Consider the following 22,201-nt stretch of genomic DNA (forward strand, 5'->3'; position numbering starts at 1 on the left):
TTACTCTCCTCCGGTTGCCATAGTCATAATTCGTTTTTGATCGGCCTCTTCACGATTTAAAATTCCTGCCATTCTACCTTCATGAACAACCATAATACGATCACTCATGCCTATAATTTCAGGCAACTCGGAAGATACCATAATAATAGTAACGCCTTGAGATGTCAATTCGTTCATCAAATCATATATATCTTTTTTTGCACCTATATCAATACCTCTTGTCGGCTCGTCCAAAATCAAAATTGAAGGTTTTCTCCCTACCCATTTTGCAATAACCACTTTTTGCTGATTTCCACCGGAAAGAGAAGCTGCCGGAAGTTTTATATCTTCCGTTTTTACACCGAGTTTATCTGACAAAGTTTTAGAAAAATTATATTCATCTTTTTTATTTATATACTCATATTTCGATAATTCTTTTTCACTCGGCAACGCAATATTTCTAAGAATTGAAAAGTCCAATATAAGTCCTTCAGATTTTCTGTTTTCAGTTATAAATCCAAAACCCTTTTTAATTGCATCTGTAGGTTTTTTTATTTTTATTTCTTTACCGTTCAAAAATATTTTACCGCTTTTATGTGAGTCTACACCGAAAATTGCTCGAACTATTTCAGTTCTTCCGGCACCCATTAATCCTGAAATCCCAAATATTTCTCCTTTTCTTACCGAGAAAGAAATATTTTCAAATGAGTCACCTGTTAAATTTTCAATTCTAAGTACTTCTTCACCGGGAGTTACGACTCTTTCGGGATAGTACTCGGACATTACACGACCTACCATATCGCTGACCAATTGTTCCATTCGTGTTTCTTTTGTTGCATATGTATTAATATTTTTACCGTCACGCATGACTGTAATTGTGTCACAATTTACAAAAACTTCTTCCATTCTATGAGAAATATAGATAATAGAAACTCCTCGAGATTTCAATTTTGACATAACACTGAAAAGACAATCAGTTTCTCTTTCAGTAAGTGCTGCAGTAGGTTCATCCATAATTATAACTTTTGCATCTACCATCAAACTTCTTACTATTTCTGTCAGTTGCTGCTGTCCTACGGAGCATTCTTCGGCAATTTTATCCAAAGGTATGTTTACTCCTATATCTGCACATTTTTCTTCAGCCAATTTACGCATCTTTTTGAAATCTACAACTCCGAATTTATTTTTCTGTAAATCGGATAAAAATAAATTTTCCAAAAGAGTCATGTTCGGCCAAATATTCAATTCCTGATGTACAAATGCTATCCCCGCTTTTTCAGCATCTTTATTACAACTGAAAACTACTTCTTTACCGTCAACTAAAATTTTCCCGTAATCGGCTTTATGAATACCTGTCAAAATATTCATAAGTGTTGATTTTCCGGCACCGTTTTCACCCATCAAGGCATGAATTTCTCCGGATTTAAGATGAAAATTTACATCGTCTAACACCTTATTGGTACCGAAAGATTTACCGATACCCGACATTTTTATTTCCATTATCAGAATATTTCCTCTCAAACAGTATTGTAAATTTTAAAATATAACGCCAGATTCCAATACTATATTCGAAAACGGTGTTATTTCACCCGTTCTGATTATAGCTTTGGATGATTTTGTAAGTTCCTTAAATTCTTCATGGTTGTTTAATATAATCCATTTATATTTATTTTCAGGAAATAGTTTGCGCAACGCATTCCACTGATCCGAATTTTTTGTTTTTATTTCACTTGCTACATAAACTTTTTCTATTTCCATGTATTTAGCTATTTCAGATACTACATCAATAAACTTAGGTTCTCCAAGTTTTAATGCCAAATCTATCTTGGAAATACCTTCCGGTGTTGGAAGTCCGCAATCTCCTACGGTAATTTTATCAGTATGTCCCATATCTGCAAGTACTTTTGAAATTTTACTGTTTAATATTCCTACTTTTTGCATTTCAATAATTCCTCCACGTCTTTACGGTAAGGCATACCGCTTTGTGCTCCGAATTTAGTTACAGAAAGAGCTGCCGCGGCATTTGCAAATCTTATACTTTCTTTCATGTTTTTTCCTTCGCTTCGTGCAACTGCAAATGCTCCGTTAAATGTATCTCCGGCACCTGTAGTATCTACCGCTTTTACATCAAAACCTGAGATATTTATAATTGAATTGTTTTCTCCGTAAAATACGCCTTCTTTACCGGCGGTCATAATAACTTTTCCGTTATTTGAAGTCAATATTTCATTACGTGTATAACCTTTAAACATAAGTGCAGCTTCATGCTCATTCGGAGTTATATATTTCACTTTTTTTATCCACTCTTCCGGAACATCCATATATGGTGCAGGATTAAGCAATACCGGAATATTTTCTTCGTAACAACGTTTAATTACATAGTCTATGGTTTCTTTTGAAATTTCATGTTGCAACAAAACAATGTCCGATGTAGATATTGTCTCCCAAGCTTCTTCTATATGTTTTTGTGAAACTTCGGAATTTGCACCTTTAATAACAATTATAGTATTTTCTCCGTTTGAAACCGTTATGTGTGCAGTACCTGTATGTACATTATCCAATACATATACATAATCGGTATTTACATTGCTGTCTTCCATTGCTTTTTTCAGCATTTGACCGTATGCATCGTTACCTACACATCCTATCATGTAAACTTTTGCACCGAGTCTTGCTGCAGCAACTGCTTGGTTCGCACCTTTTCCTCCGGGTGAAAGAACCATCTTATTACCTAAAACCGTTTCTCCCGGCATAGGACGTCGATCGACTTCTACAACCAAGTCCATATTGCAACTTCCTATAACAGAAATATGTTTCATCATACCTCCTAAGTTAATCATTATTAATCATCTGTCTTTGTTTGTCATTATAGCAGGGTTTACATACTTATCGTAATCTTCTTCACTTACATACCCTGATGCTATTGCCGCTTCTTTTAAAGAAATTTTTTGTTTGTGCGCTTGTTTTGCTATTTTTGCGGATTTTTCATAACCGATATGCGGTGACAATGCAGTTACCAACATAAGAGAGCTGTTTACCAATTGATTCATTCTTTCATAATTCGGTTCAATACCTGTAGCACAATGAATATTAAATGAGTGAATTGATTGAGAAAGCAATTTTACACTTTCTATATATGAATTTGCCATTACCGGTGCAAAAACATTAAGTTCAAAATTACCTTGAGATGATGCAAATGATATAGTAGCTTGATTTCCATGTACACGACATGCGACCATCGTCAAAGCTTCACATTGTGTAGGATTTACTTTACCCGGCATAATTGAAGAACCCGGTTCATTTGCAGGTATTATAATTTCTCCAAACCCTGCACGAGGACCACTTGCAAGCCATCTTATATCATTTGCAAATTTCATACAATCCATAGCTAAAGCTTCCAATGCACCATGAGAAAATACAAAGTCATCTCTTCCCGTTAAAGCATAGAATTTATTTGCAGCCGAAACAAACGGTATACCGGTTTCTTTTGCAATCTCTTCGGAAACTTTTTCTCCGAAATCTTCAGGACTGTTAATACCTGTACCTACGGCCGTTCCTCCTATTGCAAGTTCCAGTAAATATTTTTCTGAATTTTTAATCATACTCATTGATTTATCAAGCATTTCCGCCCAACCTGAAAATTCCTGTCCAAGTGTCATAGGAACGGCATCTTGCAAATGAGTACGTCCTATTTTTACCACATCTTTAAAATCATCTGATTTTTTGTGAAATGTATCAGAAAGTGATTTTAAAGATTTATATAAACATTCTCTCAATGTACTTACAGCTGCAATATGCATTGCAGTAGGAAAAGTATCGTTTGATGATTGTGACATATTTACATCATCATTAGGATGAACTTTCTTTTCGATATTTTTACATTTCAATTTTTCATTTGCAATATGAGCTATTACTTCATTCATATTCATATTGCTCTGTGTACCCGAGCCTGTTTGATATACTACAAGAGGAAATTCATCATTCCACTTGCCTTCGATTATTTCGTCACAAGCTTCACAAATCGCAGTCCATTTATCATTATCCAAAAGTTCTTTTTGTGCATTTATTTTTGCAGTGCATTTTTTCAATATAGCAAATGCCTTAATTATTTCATACGGCATTTGGCTCCCTATTTTAAAATTTTCCACGGATCTTTCTGTTTGCGCACCCCACATATGATTCGCCGGAACTTTTACTTCACCTAATGTGTCATGTTCTATACGATACTTCATATTGCAACACCCCTTCAAATACGCTACACTATAAATATATTCATATATAAAAATTATACTTTTAACCTAATTAATCTTATATAGTTTACCACTATACAGTTAATTTTGTCGAATAAACGTATAATAAACTTGAACTTTACAAATGCAAACAAGTAATAGTATAATACCGTTATATGGCTTTGCATTATTTATTTATGGCAGTCTTCGGGCCCGTGCAATGAAGTCCCGTGAACCCTGTCAGGTCCGAGAGGAAGCAGCAGTAAACGGTAAACTTCATGTGCCACGGTATCTTCGAAGGCTGTCATAAGTAAACAACGCAAGGCTTTTTTATTCCGGAGGTTTATATGTCTTATTTAGCACTTTACAGGAAATGGCGCCCGCGTACTTTCAGTGAAGTTGTCGGACAAAAACATATTTCAGTACCATTATGTAATGCTCTTATTCAAAATAAAGTTGCACATGCATATTTATTTTCAGGTCCGCGAGGAACCGGTAAAACAAGTATGGCTAAAATTTTGGCAAAAGCTGTAAATTGTCTTAATCCTGAAAATTCAAATCCTTGCAACAACTGTCCAAACTGTAATGAAATAAACCAAGGTAACAGTTTGGATGTTTACGAAATAGATGCAGCATCAAACAGAGGTATTGAAGAAATACGCGCCTTAAAAGAATCCGTATGTTCACTACCTGCCACATGCAGAAAAAAAGTATACATTATTGACGAAGTACATATGCTTACAAAAGAAGCTTTCAATGCCTTACTCAAAACATTGGAAGAACCTCCGTCATATATAATGTTTATATTGGCAACAACAGAGCCTGAAAAAATACCACTTACAATTCTTTCACGTTGCCAACGTTATGAATTCAGAAGAATTTCGGTAGATGCTATAAAGGAGCATTTACTGAATATTTCAAAAAAAAGTAATTTCCATCTTACTGAAGATGCCGCAGCTCTTATAGCAGTTCGTGCAGACGGAGGCTTAAGAGATGCATTATCCCTACTTGATCAATGTTCGCATGCAAATGATTCAAATTCACTCAATGCGGATGATGTATATAAGCTAATAGGCATAACAAATACCGAACAGATTTTAAAATTGTCCGAGTATATAGCAATTCATGACAGCGGAAAAATTCTAATGTTGTTTTTCGATCTTATGCAAAGCGGCAAAGAGCCTATTTCAATATTACGAAATTTATTGGAACATTATAGAAATTTAATGTTGTATAAGATAAATCCGAATGCTCCTGAACTTACTATATATAAATCGTATGAAAATACATTAAAAAAACTTTCAAATCTGACATCGGAATCCTACTTGGATATTATGTTCTCCGAATTATGTACATATATAACAAGTATTAAACAAGGTGCATCTCCACGTATTACTGCGGAAATGGGATTACTTCATCTGTCACGTGTAAAAGAAATAAAAAATTACAATGATATTCACAGTCGCCTTGCAAAAATTGAAGAAGAGATATCCGATTTACAGAAAAACGGCAAAATCATAAATAACTCTTCAAATATAAATAATTCTTCCAAAGCTGAAGCTGAAACTGAAATACCTGCAAATGTAAAAAAATCAACAATTAAAACTTCAACTGATAAAACTTCACTAAAATCTCAAGTCGAAGAGCACAATAACGAAACAGTGACTGAATCATCCGTAATTTCACCCAATGAATATGACTCGATTTGGAAAAAAACTCTTGATTATTTTATGAGTATAAAAAGAATTGATATATATTCATGTTTTCAAAAATGTAATATTGTACGTTTAACAAATACAAATGTCACAATATCCGCACCTCAGCAATTTCTTGTGCTTGCGTGCAATAATCCGTCGTATAAAAAAGCTGTTTCCGATGCACTAAAAAATATCATAGGATATAATATAGAAGTACATACGGTACTCAAAGGTAGCCCTGAAGAAACGTCGGCATTAAATTCAATTTCAGTAAAAAAAAATGATTCACAATATAATTTAATTCAAAAATCTGATATTCCGGAAAAAGATAAGGCAAATGCTACATTATCAACTGCCTTGAAATTCTTATCAGACTATGATATATATGAAAAAGATTAATAATTTTAGGAGGTTTTCAAATGTTCGGTAATAAAGCACAAATGCAAAACATGTTAAAAAAAGCAAAAAAAATGCAGGAAGAAATGCAAAAAATGCAGGATGAACTCCGTCAAAAAACAGTAGATGTATCTGTAGGCGGAGGAGCGGTTTCATTGTCAATGAGCGGAGATAAATTAATTACTTCATTAAAAATATCAAAAGATGCAATTAACCCCGACGATTCCGAAATGTTGGAAGATTTAATTACAACTGCCGTAAACGAAGCATCAAAAAAAGCTGATGAAATGATTGCTCAAGGAATGAGCAAAGTTACCGGCGGACTTGGATTACCCGGCGGAATGTTCTAATGGACGATATTTTAGAAGAAGTAGCCGAGCAATTTCGTAAATTGCCGGGTATAGGTGTAAAAAGTGCAAAACGTTTGGCATATTTCATGCTTATGCGTCCGCAAAAAGATATAGATACATTTTTAAAAACTATAGAGAATGCAAAAAAATCTGTTTGTTACTGTTCAATTTGTTGCAATTTGGCAACATCGGATCCTTGTTCAATTTGCACCGACTCTAAAAGAAACTCTTCTTTATTGTGTATTGTTGAAAATCCTCAAGATGTACATGCAATGGAACAAAGTCATGAATACAACGGTCTATACCATGTTCTTCACGGTGTATTATCACCTCTTGACGGAATAGGTCCGGAAAATTTGAAAATAAAAGAATTACTTACACGATTAAAAGATTCAAATATAAATGAGGTTATTATAGCAACAGATCCTGATACGGAAGGTGAAGCAACTGCCTATTATATTGCCGACTTGATTAAACCCTCGGGAATTAAAATAACAAGGCCTGCACGCGGTCTGCCTGCAGGAAGTAACATAGGTTATGCCGACAGTATTACATTGGCAAATGCTGTTGAAAATCGAAAGGAGATTTAATTCAATATGCTGGAATCAATAGGTGCACCTATTGTAAGCTACGGTATTACAAGTATAATAATCATTGTTATTTCAATTTTTATTTTAGGTCGTTTTGCTAAAAAAATTTTTACGAACATATTAATGGGCGGAATACTTTATTTTATTCTTGATGCTACAAATATCGTTCATATGAATTGGAGTACAATTGACGGAATAATAGTTGCATTATTCGGTGTATTCGGTACTGTTATGATAGCAATTTCACATTTCTTTTAAAACAAAAAAGGAATCGGTTTATAAACCGATTCCTTTTTTTATACATTTATTTCTTTAATTTATCAATAATTTTATCAAAAAAAGAATTTTTTCCTTTAAATTGTGAAACATCTTCTCCGGATAAATGTGTATAATTCAACAATGCTTCTTTTTGAGCATCATTTAATTTCTTGGGAACTACAACATTTACCACTACATACAAATTGCCTTTACGTTTTGTATGTATATCCGGAACTCCTTCATGCGGAATTCTGAATCTTGTACCGGTTTGAGTTCCTGACGGAATTTTAAGTTCAACTTCTTTTTCCAATGTTTTTACACGAACAACGCTTCCCAATGCAGCTACAGAAAATGATATATCTTGTCTGCAATATAAATCATTTCCTTCACGTTGGAAGTCGGCGTCATCTTTTACGTAAATAAATACGTAAAGATCTCCTCTGGGACCTCCGCGTAAACCTGGTTCACCTTCACCGGAAACACGCATTCTTATGCCGGTATCCGCTCCTGCAGGAATATTAATTTCAATTTTCTTGGATTTTGCAACAACTCCGCTGCCCATACATTGACGGCATTTGGTTTTAACTATTTTACCTTCACCGTTGCATCCGTCACACGGCATTACATTTACCATCTGTCCGAAAGGACTGTTTCTGACCATACGACGTTGGCCGGTACCTTGACAATGCGGACATCTTTCTACCGGAGTGCCGGGCTCCGCACAACTGCCGTTGCAGCGATCGCAAACATCTCTTTTGGTAATTGAAAATGTTTTCTTCACACCTTCAGCAGCTTCTCTAAGCGTTATTTGTAAGTCATATCTTAAATCGTTTCCGGGTTCAGGGCCGTTTTTCCTACGACCCCTTCCACCACCGGTAAACATATCAAATATATCGCCCATATCAAATCCGCTGAAATCAAATCCGCCTGCACCGTAACCTGCTCCTGCACCTTGTGAGGCATTGCGGAATGCGTCATGACCCATTTGATCATATTGAGCTCTTTTATCTGCATCCGAAAGCACATGATAAGCTTCATTAACTTCCTTAAATTTTTCCTCGGCTTCTTTAAGATTATCCTTATTTAAATCCGGATGATACTTACGTGCCAATTTTCTATATGCTTTTTTTATGTCAGCTTCGGATGCATTTCTTTCAACACCCAAAATTTTATAATAATCTTGATTTGCCATGAGGGAATCCCACTATCCTTTATTTCTTATCATCATCAACAACTTTGTAATCGGCATCAACTACATTATCTTTGTCTCCCGATTTTTGTTGCTGCTGTCCTGCTGAAGAAGCTTGTTGATTTGCCTGCTGTGTTTGTTGAGCCTTTTGAGCCTGTTCATACATTTTCTGACTCATTTCATGTAAAGGCTTTGTCAATGCATCTGCATCTGCTTTAATTTTTTCAACATCATCACCCTTAAGTGATTCCTGCAATTTTGAAATTGCATCATTAATTTCCTTAACTTTTTGTGCATCAGCTTTATCACCGAGTTCTTTAATCGTTTTCTGTGCCTGATAAATCAAAGATTCGGCATTGTTCTTTACAGTAATAGTTTCTTTACGCTTTTTATCTTCAGCTTCATGTGCTTTTGCATCGTTCTGCATCTTTTCAATTTCTTCATCGGACAATCCTGAAGATGATTTTATTTCAATCTTCTGTTCTTTGCCTGTTCCCAAATCTTTAGCAGATACATGAACTATGCCGTTGGCATCAATATCAAATGTTACTTGTATCTGAGGTACTCCGCGCGGAGCAAGAGGAATATCTGTCAACTGGAAACGTCCCAATGTCTTATTATCCGCAGCCATTGCACGTTCACCTTGTAAAACATGAATGTCTACTGCCGATTGATTATCTGCTGCAGTTGAGAAAACTTGTGATTTTGAAGTAGGAATTGTAGTATTTCTCTTAATCATTGTAGTAAATACTCCACCCAAAGTTTCAATTCCCAAAGACAACGGTGTGACGTCAAGAAGTAATACGTCTTTTACTTCACCCTTCAATACACCAGCCTGAACAGCTGCACCTACTGCAACGGATTCATCCGGATTTACGCCCTTACTTGCTTCTTTACCGAATTTATTTTTGATTAAAGCTTGTACTGCCGGTATTCTTGAAGAACCACCGACAAGAAGAACTTTGTCTATATCATTAATTGAGAGATTTGCATCTTTAAGTGCTATATCGATAGGTTCTTCTGTCATGCGTACAAGATCTTCGGTAATACTGTCAAATTCTGCACGACTCAACGTCTGATTGAAATGTACAGGCTGACCGTTTGCGTCAATTGACAAAAACGGCAAATTGATATCTGTAGACATAACACCGGATAATTCAATCTTTGCTTTTTCAGCAGCTTCCTTCAATCTTTGATTTGTCATCGGATCACATTTCAAATCAATACCGTTTTGTTCTTTATATTTCTTTGCAATCCATTCCATTACACGTGCATCGAAATCGTCTCCCCCCAAATGTCCGTTACCATGAGATGCTTCTACTTCAAATACTCCGTCTGCCAAATTAAGTATGGAAACATCAAATGTACCGCCACCTAAATCATAAATCAAAAATCTATGTTCTTTACCGTCTTTTATTTTATCAAGACCGTAAGCCAATGAAGATGCTGTAGGTTCATTAATAATTCTCAAAACATTTAAACCTGCAATTGCACCTGCATCTTTTGTCGCTTGACGCTGACTGTCCGTAAAATATGCCGGACATGTAATTACCGCATCGGTTACTTTTTCACCTAAATATGCTTCTGCATCAGCTTTCAACTTCTGGAGAATCATAGCTGAAATTTCTTGAGGTGTATAACTCTTTCCATCAATTGTAACTTTGTAATCTTCACCCATATGTCTTTTAATGGAAACAACTGTACGTGACGGATTTGAAACAGCCTGACGTTTTGCAAGTTGTCCTACCAAACGTTCTCCTGTTTTTGAAAATCCTACTACAGACGGAGTCAATCTCGATCCTTCCGCATTTGGAATAACTACAGGTTCTCCACCTTCCATAACTGCTACTACGGAGTTTGTTGTACCTAAATCAATACCTATTACTTTTGACATTTTAAAATGTCTCCTTTCTTACTTTTTGTATCTATATAAATTAATCATTTTGAACTACTTGTACTTTTGAAGGCCTCAATACTTTATCTTTATACATATATCCCTTTTGAAAAACTCCGGCTACATAATCTGAGTCAAGTTCATCCGAGGTAACTTGCATAACGGCCTCATGGAAATATGGGTCAAAAGGTTTATTTTTTGCATCTATTTCTTTAACACCCAAATCATCCATAATTTTCATCAATTGCTTATGTAATAACTTGTAACCTTCCAAATAAACTTCTGAAGCATCTTTACTTTCCATATGTTTAAGTGCAAGTTCACAATTATCTATAAGCGGTAAAAAATCTTTTAAAACTTTCAACTGTACTTTATCCGTAAGATTTTCTTCATTCTCTCTGGTACGTCTTCTGAAATTATCGAAATCCGCTTGAAGTCGTACATTTTGATTTATCGAAACTTTTAGACGATTTTCAGTTTCTTCAAGTTTATTTTGCATTTCAACAAACTTTTTTGTCATAATTTCCATTTTTTGCAAAGTTTCTTGTTCTTTTGAAATTTTTTCGTCTTTTTCATTTATTTCTTTACCGGAATTTTGTACAGAATCAACTTTTTTTTGATTTTTTTCCACTTCATCTCGATTTATATCTTTTTCATGCTTCTTATTCATTTTTCCTCCTATGTATCCTTATCTTTAAGCAAAAAATCCAATTGTTTCTGCATAAAATTCAACATTCCCACAATCTTTCCATATTGCATTCTTGTAGGCCCTAAAACTGCAATTGAACCTATAACTTGATTATTACATGTAAATTGCGCACGAATTATAGACAAATCTGAAAACGATTTCATATTATTTTCAGTCCCGATATTTACCGAAATCGGCTTGTCCATAGATTCCATAAGCAATCTATGCAATAATTCACGCTCTTCCAATAAATTCAAAAGATCTTGTACACGTTCAATATCTCTGAATTCCGGTTGCTCAATCAAGGCTGAGGCTCCACCGGAATAAATTTCACGACTTGGCATTATTGCCTGATTTAAAGCTCTGAAAACCGGAATATACGAAACAAGATTTTTACTTATTTCTCTTTGAAATTCCATTATTGTTTTTTCATCTAATTTTTTAAGTTCTTTGCCATGTAAAAATCTGTTCAACTTATTTGCAAGCATTTGCAATTCGTCTAAATCGGTTCCTTCCGGAATTTTTACAACTACATCTGTAACATCGCCGGAATCGGTAACGACCAACAGTATCGCACGTAATTTATCCAAAGGTAAAAACCTTACATAATTAAATTTACCGCTTTTACCCTTTGCGGAAGCTGAAAGTGATAATGTATGCGTCAAAGAAGCAATAATCTTTGCCATATTACAAAAAATTTCATCTACACGCTTTGATGAATCTTCAAAAATACCATGAAGTACTTTTTGCTCTTCTTGTGTTACAGGATTGGGCATCATCAATTCATCTACATAGAAACGATATCCTTTAATTGATGGTACCCTCCCCGCCGATGTATGCGGCTGTTCAAGATATCCTTCATCTTCCAAATCTTGCATATCGTTTCTTATAGTTGCACTGCTTACGCCTAAATCATATTTCTTTGCAACGGTTCGAGACCCTACCGGCTCTGCGGTTTCTGAATAATCTTGAACTATTGCCCATAGAATACGTTTTTTCCTTTCATTCATATTTTTTTTATCATTTTGACCTTTATTTTTATTCATAGCTATCACCCTTATTAGCACTCACCATACTCGAGTGCTAACCTACAATCAAAGTTTATCATTCATTATGTATATTTGTCAAACTTTTTTCATCAAACATATAAAATATTTTTATCCAAAATAAAATTCTCTTACCCTTTGCGATAAAAAAATTTATCCTCTGTAATAAATATTGAAAATATAAAAAAATATTTTTCATATTCAGTTGAATCGTAAACTTGCAAAACACAATTTTGAAGTGATATTGACCTCTTTCATTCGAAAGAAAAAAGCAGCCATAATTTATGGTTGCTTGAAGTAGTTCATATTCAATTTAATTAATTTACCCCGACCTTTGAAAAGGTTCGAACGTTTATGATTTTTGATTATGATTATTTTAATTTGTTATCTATTTCAGTCATACTGAATTTTATTCAATTATATTATTTTTTCATACTTACTATTACTTGTTTTTCTTGTTTAAAATTTCCTTAACTAACATTGATGAAACTTCCGCCATAGACTTTCCGCGTTTCATACTTACTTTTTGTAATTGCGTATGTGCCTGATCTTCAGTAACTTTATAAAATTTCATAAGCAACGCTTTTGCACGATTGATTATTTGTTTTTCTTCTATTTCCTTTTCCATACTTTTTACACGATTTACCATTTCACATTTTTTCTTATGTTGGCTTATAGCAATTTCAATTGCAGGAAAAAGAACTTTTTCTTCAACCGGTTTTATTACATATCCGAAAACCATAGAATTTTTTGCTTTTTCTATAATTTCTTCATCTCCGAATGCAGTTAAAAGCAAGACAGGTGCCAATCCGTCATGTGCAATTAATTTTGCAGCTTGCAATCCATCCATTTTAGGCATTTTTATATCCAAAATAGCTAAATCAGGTAATTTTTCTTTTACAAGTTCCCATGCCTCTACACCGTCAGATGCTTGCCCTACCACTTTATGTCCGGCTTCTTCAAGCATTTCTTTCAAGTCCATTCTTGCCAATGCTTCATCATCTGCTATTACTATAGTATATGCACCCATTTCCTACTCCTCATTTATAGGTATACAAATACTTGCCGACACCCATTTACCGCTGTTTCTTATTTCAAAACTTCCTTTTAAATCTATTTCTGTAATAGTTTTTACAATATGTAATCCTAAATCATAATTTCCTTCGTTAAAATTTTCCGGAAGTAAATGCCCGTCATTCATAACTATAATTTTTAAAAAATTATTTTCTTTTTCGGTTTCAAGAATACAAGAACCGCTGCTCATATTTTCAAATCCATGTTCAATAGCATTATGTATAAGCTCATTTGTAACTATACCTAATGATACTATTTTTTCAGACGGCAAATATATTGATTCTTTACTGTTCTTTTGTATCATATCAACTTTACAATCAGATAAACTTTCAACCGACAAGTTACAAATTTTATCGGAAATAAGTTTCCAATTTACTATTTCTTCACTTTGATGTGCCAATATATCATGAATTCTTGATATGCCGGATATTCTGTTTATTGCGGATTTCAATGCTTTTTTTGCTTCTTCATCTCTTGTCCTTCTCGCTTGCATTCTAAGCATTCCTGCAATAGTATTTAAACTGTTTTTTACTCTATGATGTATTTCTTTTATTACAGAGTCTTTTATCAACAATTGTCTTTCTTTTTCTCTTACTGCAGTCACGTCTGTAAGCACCAATACCGTTCTGTTTACACGTCCGTTTGATACTATAGGTAATGCCCACGAAGAAAATGTCATTTGTCCGGAAATTTCATCTCCGAATTCCGGCTTTATTGTCGAAGCTACACGATCTACAATCGAAATATGAAATGATGTGTGGTTTAACAATCCTTGTCCTATTGTGGTTCTTTGTTCGGAATCTAAAAACAAATCTTGCGCCATATCATTTGTATAAAGTACTCTCCCTACAGAATCTATAATAACTACACCGTCTTGAGGTTTTATTTTATAATAATTTTCATGTTTAAACGGTATCTGCAATGCCATATTGGCAGTATCTGTAAGTATTTCTTCCTGTTCCAAAGAGTTTGATATAAATCCTACAACGGCAAATGTTATTCCTGCATTGTCAAATACAGGATATGCAGTAACATCCACCATCTTACCCAAATCCAGTTCTTTTCTTCCTTTTGCTTTTTCGCCGGTTGAAAAAACTTTGGTTGCAATTGCAAATTCTTGTTTTAAAAAAACATCACCTTCATGAAAATATTTAAGACCTTTATAATATGAAGGTACTAATGAACTCAGCAATACACACATATCTTTATTTTTTCCTTTTGTACATAGTACAACTTGACATTTGGATATGTCCGCTGCAAATTGCAACGCTTCTGTCATATAGCCGAGTATTTTTAATTGAACTTCGTTTAAACCGGTTTTTTCACGTGCTAATGAATATAATTCACTCATTTGTCTTCTCCGCAAAATCCCAATCCTGGATTTGCATTTAAATTCCATTTTGAATATAATCCTTCTTTTGCCATATAATAAGCTCTACATCCTATCATTGCACCGTTATCCGTACAGAGCACGGATTCCGGATAACAAAATCTTATATTCATTTCATTGCAAACTCTTGTAAGTTCCTTGCGTATTCCGCTATTTGCGGCAACTCCGCCGGCAAGTACAAGAGTTTTTTGTTTGCTTATCTTTAAAGCCGCTTCGGTTTTTTCTACCAATGCACTTATAACCGCCTTTTGAAAGCTTGCAGCTACATTTTCATGTGATATTTCTATTTTTTTCATTTTTGCGGTATTTAAATAGTTTATTACCGCAGATTTCAATCCGCTGAATGAAAAATCCAATTCATGGTTTCCATGCATGGCTACCGGAAAATGTATTGCTTCTGGATTTCCTTTTTGCGCCAATTTATCTATATAAGGGCCTCCAGGGTACGGATAACCCATAATTCTTGCAATTTTATCAAAAGCTTCTCCTGCCGCATCATCTCGTGTTTGACCCATGAGATTAAATTCATTGTAGCCTTTAACTTCTACAAGCATTGTATGTCCGCCTGAAACTACAAGTGCCAAAAAAGGAGGTTCCAAATCCGGATATTGCAAAAGATTTGCAAATATATGCCCTTCCATATGATTTACACCTATAAGAGGTTTATCCAATGCCCATGCAACAGATTTAGCTGCAGATACTCCTACAAGCAAGGCACCTACAAGCCCCGGACCTTTTGTTACTGCAACTGCATCTATATCGTTCCAAGTGCATGAGGCTTTTTCAAGTGCTTCTATTGCCACCGGTAAAACATCCTCTATATGATGACGTGATGCAACTTCAGGTACTACACCTCCGAATTTTTTATGTATAGGTACTTGAGTTGAAATAATATTTGACAGAATACTTCTTCCGTTTTCTATAACTGCGCATGAGGTTTCATCACAACTTGTTTCAAATGCCAAAATTCTCATAATTTTCTCCCCATAGGATCGGTAAGCTTTTTCATCATAATGTATCCGTCTTCTTTCGGATTTTCATATACACCTTTACGCAAACTGCCTACGATAAATCCCATTTTTCTATATAATTCCTGTGCGTTAATATTTCCGACTCTGACTTCGAGAAATATAAATCTCATATTACGATTTACCGCTTCAGTTTCACCGGCATTCATCAATGCTTTTGCCGTTCCTTTTCGTCTGTATTCAGGTTCTACTGCTAAATTTACCAATTGTGCTTCATCCAATATAAACCAATAACAAGCATAACCTATTATACGTCCTTCAAATTCCGCCACAAAGTAACAGCTATGTGATTTTACTAAATCGGATTCAACAGTTTCTTTTCTCCATGCATCAAAAAAACTGTGTTTACCTATTTCATAAATAGAATTTACATCTTTTTTTAAAGCTTTACGAATTTTTATTTCTGATTGTGTTTCTTTTCCCACTGAACTTCAGCCTCACTTCGACGTATATAGTTTGGAAGAATTTGCAAAGGATTTTCAAACTGTTTATTCTTAATTTTTTCAAATGCTGCAGAAGCTACACTCCCCGCTCTGCAACATCTCATATGAAACGGAGCAATTTGTATACCTGCAGATATTAATTTGTCTTTATACAAATCTGCTGCTTCACCGGTTGCTATTATAGGTCCGCCGTGCTTTACGGCTTCATTTATTATATTATCAATAGAATCCGCTTTGTTTTCCCAAACTTGCCATAAATCTTTAAACGAACTGTATAAAGAAGCATAAACATTATTACGTTGTGCATCTATTAACGGTAAAATAAAAGCTTGTGCAGATTTTAAATTATATGCAAGTGCTTGTAAAGTATCTACGGCAATTAAAGGTATATCCCATATATATGCCATCATTTTTGCACTTGCCAATCCTATACGAAGGCCTGTAAATGATCCTGGACCGTTCGATATTGCAATATATTTTATATCTTTTCTCAAAACTCCGCTTACTTTCATCATTTCGTCTATATGCGGAATAAGTTGTTCAGAGTGTGTCAGTCTTCTTTGAACTGTCCACTCTGAAATTAATTTATCTTCTTGTGCCAAAGCACAGCTTAATACATATGAAGACGTATCAATCGCCAAGAGCATACTTTCTTATCTCCTTTATAATATTTTCAGGAGTTTTTTCATCCCATTTTATAAAAATATTTCTTTCCGTAAGTGAAACATTCTCTATTCGTACACAAAGACTTCCATGAGGTATAAGTGAAGGAAACAATTCCGACCATTCAACTACAGTAACTCCTCCAACACTGTATTCTTCCCAACCTATATTATACAAATCATATTCACTTTCGAGTCTGTAAAAATCAAAATGCTTTAACGGCAATTTCCCCTCATAATAATTCATAATTGTAAATGTAGGACTTGTTACAACATCTTGTATTTTCATTCCCTTTGCTATTCCTTGTACAAAATGAGTTTTACCTGCACCGAGATCTCCACTCATCGCAATAAATAAATCATCTACAGCATTTTCACCTATTATATTTCCTAAAGTGATTGTTTCTTCTACACTTTTGGAAATTATTTTTATTTCAGATTTCACGAATCCACCTCATCATCTCATCAAATCTGTCCATACCTATTTTATATCCTTCTTTATATAAAATTTTTAACTTTGTACGATTTCTTTCAACACGACTTACCTCGACTTCATGTTCGGGTCGTATTACGAAAGCTTTACCTTCTTTTTCAAGTTGCAACAATTTTTCAACTTTTTCATTATAAATCTCCGGAATAGAACATATCATTTCAGCAATTTTGGGGTATTCAGACCCGTAAAATTTTTTTATAATTGAGCAATACAAAGATGATATTTCTTTTTTCCTATATTTAATATCTCTGGTAAGTATATATACCGGTTTTATACATTCAAACGGAAGCTCATCAGGTAAAGGTGCAAGCGGCATAGCTACACCTCCATCTACACAGGGTATCCCTTCTACATTTACAGCTTTGGAAAACAACGGCATTGCACAACTTGCACGACATGCATTCAAATACTTTTTTTCATCCATGTCCAAATTTGATATATAAACGCATTCTCCTGTATCACAACGTGTTATAACGGCAAGCATTTCCATATCTGTATTATTAAACTCGTCAAAATCATAAGGTATTAATTTATGTGTAAGATCTCCATATATGAAGTTAAAATTAAAATAACTTCCTTCACATATTAAATGCTCCAAGCCCATATACCTTCGATCTGAAGAATATACTACATTGGCTTTATAATTTCTTCCTTTTTGTCTTGATAGATATCCCAGTCCTTGCATTGTGCCTGCAGATATCGCTACAGTCTTGGCAAAATACAATTTATGCTCCATAAATGCATCCAACACGCCAGCTGTAAAAAGACCTCGCATGGCACCGCCCTCAAGCATAAGAGCAGGTTTATTTTCTTTGAAAATTTTTATATTTTGCACACTTTCACCTTCAATCATATTAAGCTTTAGATTGATTTTTTACTGCATTAATCTTTTTTTGTATTTCTTCTTGATTTCCCAAATATTCTTTTTTTACTACATTAAAATCTTTATCTATTTTATAAACCAGCGGTATTCCTGTAGGAACGTTTATTTTTGAAATTTCTTCGTCTGAAATATTTTCCAAATGTTTCATAAGTGCACGAATTGAATTACCATGTGCGGTTATCAAAACTTTTTCACCTTTTAAAATACGCGGTTTTATTACACTTTCAAAGTATGGAGTAACACGTTCAACAGTATCTTTCAGACATTCTGAAAGCGGAAAATTTTTATCCGCCTTTATTTTTAAATACGGCATTTTAAATGCGGGATTTCTTTCATCGTCTTTATCCAAACTCGGCGGTCTCACATCATATGAGCGTCTCCATAAATGCACTTGTTTTTCTCCGTATTTTTCAGTAGTTTCACGCTTATTTAGACCTTGCAATTTACCGTAATGACGTTCATTCAAATGATAATCTTTAATTACAGGTATCCATGTCAGATCCATTTCATCAAGAACGGTATACGCAGTATGTATTGCACGCTTAAGCACAGACGTGTAACATAAGTCAAAAGTTATTCCTGCGTCTTTTAAAAGTTTACCTGCTTGTTTTGCTTCAGCAAATCCTTGCTGTGTCAAATCAACATCTGTCCAACCGCAAAAAAGATTTTTTTTATTCCACTGACTTTCTCCATGTCTTATAACAACTAACGTATACATACTTACCTCCAGATTTAACCGAATTATTTATACAAATCATTTTTTATGAAATGATCATAACCTTTTGCCGCTACTTTTTTTATTTTGCCTTTATGTAAAATTTCTACCGAACTTTTTATTCCTTTTTTCACTGTTCCTATAGCAGTTATACCTTTTTTTAATTTGATTTTTTCCCAAATTTCCTTTGATGCGGTGCCTACCAATTCGTAATCTTCTCCGCCGTCAAGTGCAAGTTCAAGACTGTTTTTGCCTAATTTTTCACTTATTTCACACGTTTCTTTTGAGATAGGAATTTTAGTTGAATCAATTTGTATAACAACATTTGAAGCCGCTGCAATCTCATTTAATTCACGTGATAATCCGTCCGAGATATCATTTAATGAGTTTACACCTACTTCAGAAAAATATTGACCCCACTCAATTTGAGGTTCAGGTCTTATATGTCTCTTTTTCAAATAATCATTTTCACAATTATGTAACAAAGATATCAATCCTGCAGCGGAATCGCCTACCGTTCCGGTTACAAAAACTATATCCCCTTCTTTTGCTCCCGAACGTGTAATATATGAATCTTTTTTTCACAATACCTACTACAGTACCTGTCAGAACAACACCTTGTTTGCTGCCGGTAATATCTCCGCCGAGAATATTCACTTTATATTTTTTACACGCTTCTCTTATACCGTCATAACAAAATTCCAACCAATTTACAGGTAAATCATCCGGTAACGCTAAAGAAAAAACTATACCTGTAGGTAAAGCTCCCATAGCTGCCATATCACTGAAATTTACTGCACATATACGATATCCTACATCTGACGGACTCATTGTGGATTTTAAAAAATGTATTCCCTCAACCATAGTATCTGTAGAAATAACTTGATCGAAACCTTCCGGTACAATGTATACCGCACCGTCATCACCGCTGCCGAGTTTTACGAACTTCGGATTATAAATAAAATCTTTACTTATTTTTTTTATACATTCAAATTCACCTAAATCTTTTACGGTTTTGATTTCCATCAAATACTCCTCGACATGACCACGCCTTTATCTTTCAATTCGTCAAGTACATTTTTATGATTTTCTTCATTCACATAACCCAAGCAATCTGTAAGCAAAACAACTTCTCTACCCGAATCAATTAATGACAATACGGTTTCTTTTACGCAATATTCCGTAGCAATCCCGCAAACATATACTTTTTTACCAACTGAATTTCCAAGCATTTCTTTTTTAGAATTTATACCGTAAAATCCGGAGTATTCTTCCTTGTCATCTTTATACCCCTTCAAAAAAACATTTTCCTTCGAAGGTCTGCAAAATTCATTTTTAACTTTACAAAAAAAATCTTCATGTATTTTTGCGCCCTTTGAATTTTGCACGCAATGAACAGGCCAAATACCTCCGTTCACCTTAAAAGAGCAATGATTACTACCATGCCAATCAGATGTATAAAACACACTCAAATCATTACTATTAATATAGGAAACAATATTTTTTACAGCTTCATATCCATGAATACACGCTAAAGAACCGTCAATAAAATCATATTGACAATCAACAACTATTAAATTTTTCATTTTGCCCCTCCACATTTTTATTTTATCAGTTTTTTATTCATCTATAAAGTTTATTTGCAGATATAATTTTACAAGTATTTTTCCAATAAGCTTTCCATGAAAATAAATTTTATTTCTTAAATTACCGAATACTTCAAACCGAAAATGCTGTAACAAAATATTTCTATATTATAAATATTATTTCTGCAAATATATTTCTTACTTTATTCCATGTATTGCTTTAGTAAATACGTAAAAATAAAAAAATCATATTCACTTAAACTATCTTACTGTCAAATCACTGCATGTAAATGCATATTTTGCTACTTTAAATTTATATTTTCTTTTACTTTCCTGTTTGTTGTATTATGTTGTATTATATTTATATAATATCGAATAACTAAAAAATTATAATTAACCGATTAAGGAGATGAATAAATTGGAAATACTTAATGCAATTGCACCTTTCATAAGCATCGGTCTTTTCAGTTCCATAGTTTCACGCTTCAGCGGAGCAAATTTAAGCATTCTCGTTTTTTGCGCTCTTATATATACGGGAACAAGTCCGGTGGAAACCGCAAGCATAATGATTACATATCTTATATTTACAAAGCTTACACTTCATACACAAAAATATCCCATAAGTTTCAAACGTTTGAGAGCATTCAAAGGGATTTTGATACTTCTTCCTATATTTCTTATACTTTTCAGTTTGATAATTTATCCGTTTGCTGCTCTTATAATTTTCATTCTTACATTTATGTTGGAAATAATGACTCAAACTTATGAACAAATACCAGTGCATGAAAGATTTTCTATAAAAGAAATTGTACTTTACACAACAATTTCAAGCATTTTAATGATTGTTCCATTTGCGCTTACAAAGTATATTCCATACAACATCTACTATATAACAGGCGGAATTATAGCTCTTATGGCTTGTGCATTTTTCAAATGGATCGGTGACAATCGTACAAGATTACAAAATATTTGGGATAAAATAATTATTATTTCATTCATATTATCCGGACTGTTCGGATTTGATTTTACAAATTGGTTCAAGGATATGAAACGCTTGAAATCAACACGTTTTCATAAAAATTTATCTCTCATAGTTTTCCCTACTTTTTTCATAACACTTATAATGTCAAATGTACTGTTCGGAATGTTTTCTTTGTCAGGACTTTGCACTACATTTTTCACTGCAATGGGAATACGTTTCTTCGGATATTATGAAATGTCAGAAAAAGGAAAATTCAATATTATCGCACTTGCAATTACCGTACTTGCAATTTTAATACTTTTCCTTGCAAATCCTCATCCTACAAATGCTGCAAAAATTGTAGATTCATTACTGCAAAGTAATTTCCATTTTGAAGGCTTGTTGAATATGTAAGTAAGGTTCGATAAAATATCTGATTTTATACAACTTAAAAGCGGAGTTTCAATCTCCGCTTTTAATATTGCATTTATTTTCTGTATAAGCCCATTGCTTCAATGGCTTTTACATATGTTGCATTTGCTTTTTTATGTGCCTTTTCTCTTCCTTCGTCCAATATAGCATCCAATTCCGGACTTCCTTTAAGTTCTTTGTATCTGTCCAAAATCGGTTGCATTTCTCCTACTACCAAG

At 34.0% G+C, this 22,201-nt stretch carries 24 protein-coding genes and 1 other RNA gene; 6 read left to right on the plus strand and 19 right to left on the minus strand.

Translation table 11 applies throughout. The features are described 5' to 3' along the window. Genes HMPREF9083_RS01340 through fumC form a run of 4 tightly spaced genes read right to left on the minus strand, consistent with a single transcriptional unit; the run spans position 1 to position 4,211 of the window. A complete protein-coding gene (locus HMPREF9083_RS01340; protein WP_007555579.1) occupies positions 1 to 1,479 on the minus strand; it encodes a sugar ABC transporter ATP-binding protein in 1,479 nt (492 codons plus the stop codon). A 36-nt stretch (positions 1,480 to 1,515) separates the two neighbouring features. Continuing rightward, a complete protein-coding gene (rbsD, locus tag HMPREF9083_RS01345; RefSeq protein ID WP_007555580.1) occupies positions 1,516 to 1,920 on the minus strand; it encodes a D-ribose pyranase in 405 nt (134 codons plus the stop codon). Then, entirely contained in the window at positions 1,908 to 2,798 is an 891-nt protein-coding gene (rbsK, locus tag HMPREF9083_RS01350; protein WP_035062549.1) for a ribokinase, read from the minus strand. The genes rbsD and rbsK overlap by 13 nt, the downstream gene beginning before the upstream one ends. A gap of 27 nt (positions 2,799 to 2,825) precedes the next feature. Beyond that, the gene (gene fumC, locus HMPREF9083_RS01355; RefSeq protein ID WP_007555582.1) at positions 2,826 to 4,211 is read right to left on the minus strand and encodes a class II fumarate hydratase; all 1,386 of its coding nucleotides are present in this window, start codon (positions 4,209 to 4,211) and stop codon (positions 2,826 to 2,828) included. A gap of 201 nt (positions 4,212 to 4,412) precedes the next feature. On the opposite strand from fumC, the gene ffs reads away from it, so the two are divergent. The 5 genes from ffs to HMPREF9083_RS01375 all read left to right on the plus strand — a co-directional run bounded on the left by ffs (position 4,413) and on the right by HMPREF9083_RS01375 (position 7,499). Then, positions 4,413 to 4,511, plus strand: an RNA gene (ffs, locus tag HMPREF9083_RS06815) — signal recognition particle sRNA small type. Between the two features lie 44 nt (positions 4,512 to 4,555). Continuing rightward, positions 4,556 to 6,304, plus strand: coding sequence for a DNA polymerase III subunit gamma/tau (gene dnaX / locus HMPREF9083_RS01360; protein ID WP_007555583.1), 1,749 nt, complete (start codon positions 4,556 to 4,558; stop codon positions 6,302 to 6,304). A 20-nt stretch (positions 6,305 to 6,324) separates the two neighbouring features. Further along, positions 6,325 to 6,651, plus strand: a complete 327-nt coding sequence (locus HMPREF9083_RS01365; protein WP_007555200.1) for a YbaB/EbfC family nucleoid-associated protein — start codon at positions 6,325 to 6,327, stop codon at positions 6,649 to 6,651. Continuing rightward, positions 6,651 to 7,241 carry a recombination mediator RecR gene (recR, locus tag HMPREF9083_RS01370; RefSeq protein WP_007555584.1) on the plus strand — a complete coding sequence of 197 codons (591 nt, stop codon included), beginning with the start codon at positions 6,651 to 6,653 and terminating at the stop codon, positions 7,239 to 7,241. Before HMPREF9083_RS01365 ends, recR begins: the two co-directional genes overlap by 1 nt. 6 nt (positions 7,242 to 7,247) lie before the next feature. Beyond that, positions 7,248 to 7,499, plus strand: a complete 252-nt coding sequence (locus HMPREF9083_RS01375; RefSeq protein ID WP_007555585.1) for a hypothetical protein — start codon at positions 7,248 to 7,250, stop codon at positions 7,497 to 7,499. Positions 7,500 to 7,545: 46 nt separating this feature from the next. On the opposite strand, the gene dnaJ is transcribed toward HMPREF9083_RS01375, so the two are convergent. From dnaJ to HMPREF9083_RS01445, 15 genes are all read right to left on the minus strand, one after another. Further along, positions 7,546 to 8,691 (minus strand): molecular chaperone DnaJ, encoded by a 1,146-nt coding sequence (dnaJ, locus tag HMPREF9083_RS01380; RefSeq protein ID WP_007555586.1) that lies wholly within the window; start codon positions 8,689 to 8,691, stop codon positions 7,546 to 7,548. A gap of 19 nt (positions 8,692 to 8,710) precedes the next feature. Next, entirely contained in the window at positions 8,711 to 10,582 is a 1,872-nt protein-coding gene (gene dnaK, locus HMPREF9083_RS01385; protein WP_007555587.1) for a molecular chaperone DnaK, read from the minus strand. A 40-nt stretch (positions 10,583 to 10,622) separates the two neighbouring features. After that, entirely contained in the window at positions 10,623 to 11,252 is a 630-nt protein-coding gene (locus HMPREF9083_RS01390) for a nucleotide exchange factor GrpE (protein WP_007555588.1), read from the minus strand. Between the two features lie 8 nt (positions 11,253 to 11,260). Further along, the gene (hrcA, locus tag HMPREF9083_RS01395; protein ID WP_007555589.1) at positions 11,261 to 12,316 is read right to left on the minus strand and encodes a heat-inducible transcriptional repressor HrcA; all 1,056 of its coding nucleotides are present in this window, start codon (positions 12,314 to 12,316) and stop codon (positions 11,261 to 11,263) included. Positions 12,317 to 12,758: 442 nt separating this feature from the next. Beyond that, positions 12,759 to 13,346: an ANTAR domain-containing response regulator gene (locus tag HMPREF9083_RS01400; RefSeq protein WP_007555591.1), complete on the minus strand. Its 588-nt coding sequence runs from the start codon at positions 13,344 to 13,346 to the stop codon at positions 12,759 to 12,761. Between the two features lie 3 nt (positions 13,347 to 13,349). Then, on the minus strand, positions 13,350 to 14,741 hold the full coding sequence (locus HMPREF9083_RS01405) for a sensor histidine kinase (protein WP_007555592.1): 1,392 nt from the start codon (positions 14,739 to 14,741) through the stop codon (positions 13,350 to 13,352). Continuing rightward, on the minus strand, positions 14,738 to 15,754 hold the full coding sequence (gene tsaD / locus HMPREF9083_RS01410) for a tRNA (adenosine(37)-N6)-threonylcarbamoyltransferase complex transferase subunit TsaD (RefSeq protein ID WP_007555594.1): 1,017 nt from the start codon (positions 15,752 to 15,754) through the stop codon (positions 14,738 to 14,740). Before tsaD ends, HMPREF9083_RS01405 begins: the two co-directional genes overlap by 4 nt. Then, entirely contained in the window at positions 15,751 to 16,233 is a 483-nt protein-coding gene (gene rimI, locus HMPREF9083_RS01415; protein ID WP_007555595.1) for a ribosomal protein S18-alanine N-acetyltransferase, read from the minus strand. Before rimI ends, tsaD begins: the two co-directional genes overlap by 4 nt. After that, on the minus strand, positions 16,206 to 16,898 hold the full coding sequence (tsaB, locus tag HMPREF9083_RS01420; protein WP_007555596.1) for a tRNA (adenosine(37)-N6)-threonylcarbamoyltransferase complex dimerization subunit type 1 TsaB: 693 nt from the start codon (positions 16,896 to 16,898) through the stop codon (positions 16,206 to 16,208). Before tsaB ends, rimI begins: the two co-directional genes overlap by 28 nt. Further along, positions 16,882 to 17,358 carry a bifunctional tRNA (adenosine(37)-N6)-threonylcarbamoyltransferase complex ATPase subunit type 1 TsaE/phosphotransferase gene (locus tag HMPREF9083_RS01425; RefSeq protein WP_007555598.1) on the minus strand — a complete coding sequence of 159 codons (477 nt, stop codon included), beginning with the start codon at positions 17,356 to 17,358 and terminating at the stop codon, positions 16,882 to 16,884. Before HMPREF9083_RS01425 ends, tsaB begins: the two co-directional genes overlap by 17 nt. Then, complete coding sequence (locus HMPREF9083_RS01430; protein ID WP_256998173.1) at positions 17,348 to 18,241, minus strand: patatin-like phospholipase family protein; 894 nt, start codon at positions 18,239 to 18,241, stop codon at positions 17,348 to 17,350. The genes HMPREF9083_RS01425 and HMPREF9083_RS01430 overlap by 11 nt, the downstream gene beginning before the upstream one ends. Before the next feature lie 19 nt (positions 18,242 to 18,260). Next, positions 18,261 to 19,007 carry a 2,3-diphosphoglycerate-dependent phosphoglycerate mutase gene (gpmA, locus tag HMPREF9083_RS01435; RefSeq protein ID WP_007555600.1) on the minus strand — a complete coding sequence of 249 codons (747 nt, stop codon included), beginning with the start codon at positions 19,005 to 19,007 and terminating at the stop codon, positions 18,261 to 18,263. 23 nt (positions 19,008 to 19,030) lie between these two features. Then, positions 19,031 to 19,498 (minus strand): thiamine-phosphate kinase, encoded by a 468-nt coding sequence (locus tag HMPREF9083_RS06635; protein ID WP_256998174.1) that lies wholly within the window; start codon positions 19,496 to 19,498, stop codon positions 19,031 to 19,033. Then, positions 19,479 to 20,030, minus strand: coding sequence for a thiamine-phosphate kinase (locus HMPREF9083_RS06640; protein ID WP_007555602.1), 552 nt, complete (start codon positions 20,028 to 20,030; stop codon positions 19,479 to 19,481). The genes HMPREF9083_RS06635 and HMPREF9083_RS06640 overlap by 20 nt, the downstream gene beginning before the upstream one ends. After that, the gene (locus HMPREF9083_RS01445) at positions 20,030 to 20,590 is read right to left on the minus strand and encodes an isochorismatase family protein (protein ID WP_007555603.1); all 561 of its coding nucleotides are present in this window, start codon (positions 20,588 to 20,590) and stop codon (positions 20,030 to 20,032) included. The genes HMPREF9083_RS06640 and HMPREF9083_RS01445 overlap by 1 nt, the downstream gene beginning before the upstream one ends. Before the next feature lie 418 nt (positions 20,591 to 21,008). Here HMPREF9083_RS01445 and HMPREF9083_RS01450 point away from each other — a divergent pair, with 418 nt between their 5' ends. Further along, positions 21,009 to 21,965, plus strand: a complete 957-nt coding sequence (locus HMPREF9083_RS01450) for a hypothetical protein (protein WP_256998175.1) — start codon at positions 21,009 to 21,011, stop codon at positions 21,963 to 21,965. Positions 21,966 to 22,201 lie beyond the last annotated feature (236 nt).

The sequence above is a fragment of the Dialister micraerophilus DSM 19965 genome (genome assembly GCF_000194985.1).
Classification (GTDB): domain Bacteria; phylum Bacillota; class Negativicutes; order Veillonellales; family Dialisteraceae; genus Dialister; species Dialister micraerophilus.